The 7708-nt window shown below is 40.8% G+C and carries 3 protein-coding genes; all 3 read right to left on the bottom strand.

Annotation, left to right across the window (positions count from 1 at the left end):
• Nucleotides 1-3437: DUF6443 domain-containing protein (locus tag P8O16_RS19020; protein WP_300317507.1), on the bottom strand; the 3437-nt coding region annotated here is incomplete at its 3' end.
• A complete protein-coding gene (locus tag P8O16_RS19025; RefSeq protein ID WP_300317508.1) occupies nt 3434-3991 on the bottom strand; it encodes a hypothetical protein in 558 nt (185 codons plus the stop codon). The genes P8O16_RS19020 and P8O16_RS19025, both read right to left, overlap by 4 nt.
• Before the next feature lie 3 nt (nt 3992-3994).
• Nucleotides 3995-7207: a hypothetical protein gene (locus P8O16_RS19030; RefSeq protein ID WP_300317510.1), complete on the bottom strand. Its 3213-nt coding sequence runs from the start codon at nt 7205-7207 to the stop codon at nt 3995-3997.
• Nucleotides 7208-7708 lie beyond the last annotated feature (501 nt).

Raw genomic sequence — 7708 nt, forward strand, 5'->3', positions numbered from 1 at the left:
TTCGCCTCCTTGCCATTATAAAGATAAGGATTCACTTTAATTCCTCCATACTGATAACCAAGACCGCTTAGTTCTACTCCCCACGGATCGAAGTGGGTCTCCTGCACGATCAGCGGCCCGGTACTCATCACTCGAAACTGATCAAACCATACGTTTTCACTTGTTTCATTGATTAGGAAAGTCTCTATGTAGCCATCCTTCTTGACTGCTATCTTCTCGACGAGTTCTTCGTGCTTGTTTCTAGCTTTCTTACTGAGAACGACTTTTCCCTGTTCATAAAGTACCGAATCAGAGTCATATAAAGCATAGCCCATATAGGCTTCAGGCGCTGGCTTTGTTTCGAGTTCTGAGATCACCAGCGCGATCACATTGGCGATGGCGAATTCGTTGGGAGAGGAAGCCAGTTTTTGACCGTATTCACCTAGTGTGCGGATGATCTTACGATCCATGCCAGTTCGGACGAAGGTTGCCGGGTTCAGCTTGATCTTCTTGGGATCCACGTACTTCCCGAAAACTCCGATTTCGATACTATCCCCCTGCTGAATCTCCTGTGATCTGGATGGACCTAATATTCGACCTCGTTCTGCATTCAGCCAAGCGGTGGCATAGCCTCCCGGGGTTTTGTTGTGCTCAGATGCACCCTGTCTTGATTCCTTGATATTTTTAAAGAGTTCTTCTTCTTCAGCAGCATTGTCTGGCTCCATAGTAGCGATTCGCATCGCCGTCTGTGGCGCTCGGACTACCTGACGTACATTGCCGAGGTGATCTTTGATAAAGAACTCGTACTGGAAGGCGGAGTTTTCATAGGTAGCCCGGCCTTCTTCGTGCAGGATATAGGCCAAGTTGGAAGCACCAGTATTAATTTTTTCGTAAACGAACTCACCAATGTAATCCAAAGTGGTACTATTAGCTCCATCGGTATTCACCTGTCGCACCTTTACTCCTTCGGCAGTGTACCAGTAATCAATCTTTTTGTTGGTACCAGAGAACGTGATGGCCGCAGGAAGATTTAAGTGATTATAGGTGATGGAAGTGATCTGCTTGTCAGAGTTGGCAGTCAGATTCCCATTAGTATTGTAGGTATAGTTAGCAGTTCCTTGGTTCTTGAAATCCTTTGAAATGTAAGTATTGATGGTTTGATTGTCATGAACGTTTACAAGCTTATTACTATTCGAGGCATAGGAATAGGCAAGATTATCGACCAAGGCCCAGGTACTGGCAGTTTGTTGGTTGACACGCTGTAGGGTGGTGATGTTACCGTTTGGGTCATAATTGATGTAACCCAAGTTATATCTTCCGTTTTGCGCAGTCGCAGTTGGCACGGTGTAATTGGCAGTTTTAAGCCTATTGGCTGGATCGTATGTGTATTCATAAACCCGCTTGATATCATCCTGCCCTCGCCATTCAGCTTTGGCTATGTTTCCATTGTATTGCGGACTTGCTCCACCCGCTTCGTAAAATAATTCCTGGGCAAATACTTTGGAGGCAGCATTACTGGCTTGTGGGTCATTGATTTTTTTTATCCAACCCCTTATGTTATAAGTAAAAGAAGTTGTAGCATTTCCAGCTACAGGAAAGGTTTTATTGGTCAGACTTCCTAACTGATCATAGCCAAACTGCGCCAGTGTTACGGTCGCTCCCGAGTTGATTTTGTGAGTAATAGAGGAGATAACCCCTGCACTGTTGTAGTGATAATTTTTTGTGACCGTTTGGGTTCCCGGAATTGAAAATGCTGTGACCGTCTCCACCGGTCTATTTTCAAAATCAAACTTTGTGGAAGCCCGCATCGTACCACTGAGATGATGATCCTCAAATGTCTGGATCAATCTGCCTTGATTATCATAATAGATTGCCGTTTCATATAGGATGTTATTTCCGAGATTTCGGACTAATTTCCCGGTTAGCAGTCCATGAACTTTGATGCTTTGGTCGTGGTAGGTGGTATTGGGTTTTGTATAGGAAAGTGTCGATTTCCTAAAATTGTAATTATCATAATAATTTACAGTCAATACGTCCCCTTCTTTTCCGTCGGCATCTCTTGGAAATCCCCCGGCATTTGTGGGAAGGACTGTTTTTCCTGAAGTGGCGTTAATTACCGCATTATTACTTCCCAAGGTATTTACCGTTGACTGAATCGTTGTTCGTGGTAAAGAATTAGTTACCAAACCAGTCATAATTACTCTACCCAATGCATCATATTTGGTGTATAACCATTTACCTTGTCCTTGTAAATTAGCATCCCTCCAGGCCACCAGCCTATCCTGCAAGTCATAGACCATTTCCTCTGTTCCTTTATCGGGAAGCTTCTTTGTGATCATCCTTCCTCGCTCATCGTAGGAATACAAATAGTAAAGCCCATCCCTGATTGAAGCAAGTGTAGAACTTTGACCACCTAAAATCAATTCCGTTGCTTTAGGAGGCATCACCACCCGAAGTCTACCTAGTTGATCATAGACATAATAGGTGGACATCCATCCGGTATGATCCACTCCGGGAGTTCCTGCCAGCTGCACTTTTTTAAGAATCAGCCTACCTAGTTTATCTTTGTATTCGATGACTAATTGTTGGTTTTCATCTTTGGTTTGAACCTTGGAAAGTTCGCCTGCCGGATAATTAGCCGCGGTCACCGGTAAGCCGGAAGTATCCACGGTCCAAATACGCACTGCATCTGCCGCACTATTGGTATTTTGGTCAAGTTCTATTTCCCTCCCAACCCAAGGGGTTCCTGGCACCCCTTGTTTGAGCACCTTACCTACCGGAGAAGACTCATAAGTTTTATCTGCATAGCCTCGAGAATCCGAGTAGGCAGCAGTATAATAATTGCTATGAAGGGTGGTGGCATTGGTCCTAAATAGTCCTTGACTTGTGGTATTATCCGCAAATGGCAGGTATTCACGGTAGGGGCGATTATAGCTATCATAGGCCATCGGTGCGACAATATCTGCTCCACTTGTAGATGCTTGGATCGCTACCATTTGGGAAGCCCTTCCTAATCCATCATAATAGGAAGTGGATTTATGAGCTTGTGCTTGATTAGCTGATTTTACGATAACCTCCGAAGAAATAGAATCTCTTACCTGATAGGATTTGGTCCAGTTATAATTTTCTACATTACGGCTTATCTGCACCGCCACTTTTGTAGTGAGACAAGTAGTCCCTGTATGGTAGTATGCAATAAAGTACGTTTTGGAGCTTGATAAAATACCAGTGGTATAACTTTGACTGGAAGAAAGCAAGGTAGTCCCATTACTGTCGTACCAGCGATAGGTAAATCCAGCCGGAGCGGCATTTGCTGTCAATGTGACCGCACTATTGGTCAGAATCACTTGTGAAGGAGCTGACGGAAACACATTCAGACAAGAAGAACTGGAAACGATTTGAGCTTGAACACCCAAAGACAATCCAAGAAAGAAAAGTAAAAAAAGGAGCCTCTTCATAGGGATAGACTGATTAAATACAACACCCCGATAAACTCCTCTTTCTTTGAAATAGGATCCCAAGTCATTCCTTTCCCGTTAAATTTCAGTCGGTATTCCCAAATTTCGTCTTCCAATTCCAGTCTTAGGATTTTAGATTCTTCATCGATTACCCATTTCCCGAACTTCTCAAAATAGGCTCCATTATCAACCCAATAATTCTTGAAATAGCCATTTTCATTGAATACATAAACTCTGGACTCGGTACTCAACCAAAATTCTTCCTGCTTTTTATCATCGAGACCTTTTAGTTTATTTTTAAATTCGGTCTCCAATTTCTCCTTTTGGTCATCCAAGTTGATTCGCCAAATCCCCACGATTTGTAGTTTATCTTTTCCTGCCTCTTCAGCAACCTGTGCAAAGCAAAGTTGGCTCCACAGGGTAAAAAAGGTCATTAAGCCAATTAAAAAACTAATCTTTTTCATGTCTTTATAATTTTTCTTTAAGGCCACATGGAATCTCGCATTCCCGATAATCATCCCAGTATGTGACTTTTTAGTCATGCTCGATTTCATAATCTAATGGTTGATGTAGTTATACTCAGTATGTGATACGATGTGACCATCCTCGTTTTTGATGGTGACCAATCTTCCAAAAAAATCATAGTAGTAATAAATCCCCTGGTTTTTTGAATCCATAGCCGAGCTGATTCCGATCATCGGAATCATCGCATACGTTGTAGCCAACCCCATGGTGGCATGAACCCGCAGCTCATCAATAATAGTCCCAGAACCACCGATGGTAATCGTACCACCGGAACCGGTAGTTTCTACCAATCTCCACGTGTTATCAATTGTTCCTGAATAGGAAACCCCGTTGATTGATAGGCTTGCTGCTGAGCTGGAATTTTTTCGTATCCAAAAGCTAAGTTTATATCCTCCTTTGTAAACCTTAGAGACTTGGCCATTATTGAGCAAATAAACCTTATTTCCGGTTTTTGCCTCTCCTGGCATCACCAAGGATTCTGTACCATTATAAGTCCAGCCACCTTTTTCATTGGTCTCGAATGAAGTATAGGCAAATGAAGAACCAGGTGAATTTGTGGCTTCCGCGATCAAATAAGCTCCGTCATATCCGTAGATGAAAGATTTTTTTACCCCATCCGTCAATCCATATTGGAGGACATTACCCCTCATATCGAAGCTCTCCATCGTGGCTTTCAATTTATATTTGCTATCTCTCGTCAGGGCTGTTGTCCCTTCTAACCCAACCAATGCATAAGAAGTTGATGAGGCAGCTGTCTCATAGACATAAATACTTTTGGGTTTGTAGAAACTAGTGCTGGGAACTAAATCGTACTCAGTGATTTGTCCAGACACATAAGCAGGTATGGCCGAACTGGTTTGTTTCACCCAGACATATTGCTCCACCGGAGTGGAAATCATGTTTTTAAGTTGCATTTGTTTCAATGCATTTGGAGCTCCGGAATAATTCGTAGCAGTATTGATGATATCAAATGGATAGCGGTAATTAGTTCTAACCGAATAAGGATTACCGGAACTAATCACCTCCTCATATTGAGGTTGAAGAAAAGTTGCATTGAACACTTTATTTGTGGTGGTCGTCAAAGGTCCAGCCGAACCAAATAGGGTTTCTACTTTGGAGGTTTCCAAGTAATTCCCAGAAGTTTTCCCCAGATTTATCATAGAAAACTCCTTACCATCCTTCCCCCCACCGCAATCCACAATTAAAGCACCTCCCCAAGTACCGTTAATCCATTGATATCCAGCTTGGCCAATGTTTAAAGTCTGATTTCCATAGTTACTGTAGGTAATCTGAGTTTCTGAAGTCTTGTTGCCATCTGATTTGTAGTAAGTTTTTTTGGTCAGTTTACCTCTCGCCCAACTCATGGAATTTCTAAAAGTCTTGTTTGAATAAGGCACAGTAAACAGAGGATCTCCGATCAATGAATTATTGTCAAATTCATAAACCGTCTTCCCATTGGCATTGGTGCCATTTTCATATTCTGCCACAGTTGTATAGACTACCGGTGCATCCTCATATCCCGGCCCTATTACGGAATTTGAGAAGTACATTCTACTTCTATATTCCCGATCACAAGGAATCCGGGCGCAACTCGATCTAATTTTTTGCTCAGAATTAAAATAAAATCCTCTGAGGTCAAAGTTTTTTTGACCAAGACCATTTTCTCCTGTCCCATACTTATAGGTCTTGAAATAGGAAGAAGACCCCGAGACGGAGGATATTTTCTTTACCCTAAGGCCGGCTACAATGGTGGTCACTCCAGACTCACTGTACTTATGTGCCTCGTAATCGAACTCGGTATATCCTCCGGTTGGAAAAGTAATCCGCTTCAACACTGCCTCTTTTAGGAAAGTCGTATCCGTACTTCTATTCGCAGATCCTATGTTGATATTTGAAGGAGCAGTGGCGATGTTTGGTTGATAGGAAATAGTGGTTGTAGGAATAAGGTTACTGTTGGATGTTTTACCATTGTAAAAGCCAAAATAGTCGCGCGCTTTTGAAAGACTGGCTAAATCCCATGAAAAGTTGTTAGTATAGTATTGAAATCCATATTTGTTGATCAGTGTGCCTGCTCCATCCCTGACGTCTATCCCATTTAATTTTAACCTTAAATTTTCTGCGGTATTTTGTCTTTTGAAATAGTCGTTATTATTAAAAATGTAACTTTTAACTAGATGGTAAGTTGATCCATCTTTTCTGTAAACCTCGATTCGAGCAAGACTTTTTACATTAGTAGAATTAGGTAAATCAGTCCTGTTTGGTCCTAAGACAAACTTTACTTTTCCAGTCTTAAAAAATATTTCATTGATCCCAATTTGTGTCGTACTAGAGGACGTCACTACTTGTTGAACTATCCCTATATTATTAACACAAGGTAGATCAGTTGCATTATTTGTGTTACACATGTCTATTACAGACAAGTTGTATTCATGATCAACCGATGCTATGGTTCCTACTGTTTGATAGGTGAACGATACAAAGTCATCTGAATCCGGGGACTTTATTTCCTGAAGATGCCAAGCAACCACACCCGATGTACTGTTTGAGCCTCCTTGAGCGCTCATGGCTTCAACTGCATTATTACCTCCAGCCCAATTTGCTCCAAAACGGTGGGCCATGCCCCTTGTATCTACTATATCAAAATAATTAATCCCATTCCGTGTTATTTTGATCGGACGATATGGAACCAGATAAGGATCAGCTCCATTCTGCCTGAGATAAAACTTTCCACTGGATCCAGGAAACGTATAATTAAATAAATCGGGCTCACGGTCATTGCCCCCGTTGATCGTATTTTCTTTGTAGAACAAATTATTACAATCACCCCCACCTGGAACATTATAATCATTTGAGATTGTTAAAAAACTTGATTCATCCGGCTTTCCCTGGAAGCTCCTTGATACTTGACCTCCTGCTTGCAAGGACCATCCTAATCCTACCCAACTTGCCTGATCGGTGTACTTAAATCCTGAGGCATGATAGGAAAGAACAATAGGAACTTTGATAGGTCCAGACTCGATTTCAAACAAGGGAATTGAAATGTCAGGGATTCCTGTGTAAAGGTTCACTTGGTAATCTCCATACTTTTCCATTGCGGTTACGTTTGGAGATTTAAATGCTGGATTAGGAGTAAGTTTGGCTACTTGAGCACTTACCTCAGGTGGTAATTGGGCAAAGCAATTTGACACCTGAAATTGAAAAATAAAAAAGAAAAGATACCCTTTCAAGAAAGTAGAAGTCTTCATAAGCGTAGATCATAAACTAATATGTATCAAATGAAGGATATCGTTAATACAATGTCAATACCCAATACTGGGTATTTTTTTATTGAAAATTTTTAATTAAAAAAATATTATTTGGTTAAAAATTCGATTTCAAATACACTAAAATCAAGGTCAAAATCACTATTTCCCCAAACAGGAAATTCAGTTAGAAAATTTATCGATTTGTTTTTCATTTAAAATAATTTCTCTAAAAAATGCAATACGTTCTTGTCAAAAGATCAGATTAACCTCAAATATGAATAGTTAACTTACTAAGATACCAATAGATTCTTTTGTTATGAGAAATTGAAAACTCAAAAAATAATTGAATTATTTTCGAGTTCAAGGCAAAAATTATTTTTCCAAAATATGTATATCCGCAAAGATGCCAGTAGCCAAATAAGTTAGAAGTGACAGCCAGTGACAATCGCTTTCTTGCGATCTTAACGGGTACTAAATTAGGTCAAAATAAACGGTTTTGAC

Source organism: Algoriphagus sp. (genome assembly GCF_029254265.1).
Classification (GTDB): Bacteria; Bacteroidota; Bacteroidia; order Cytophagales; family Cyclobacteriaceae; genus Algoriphagus.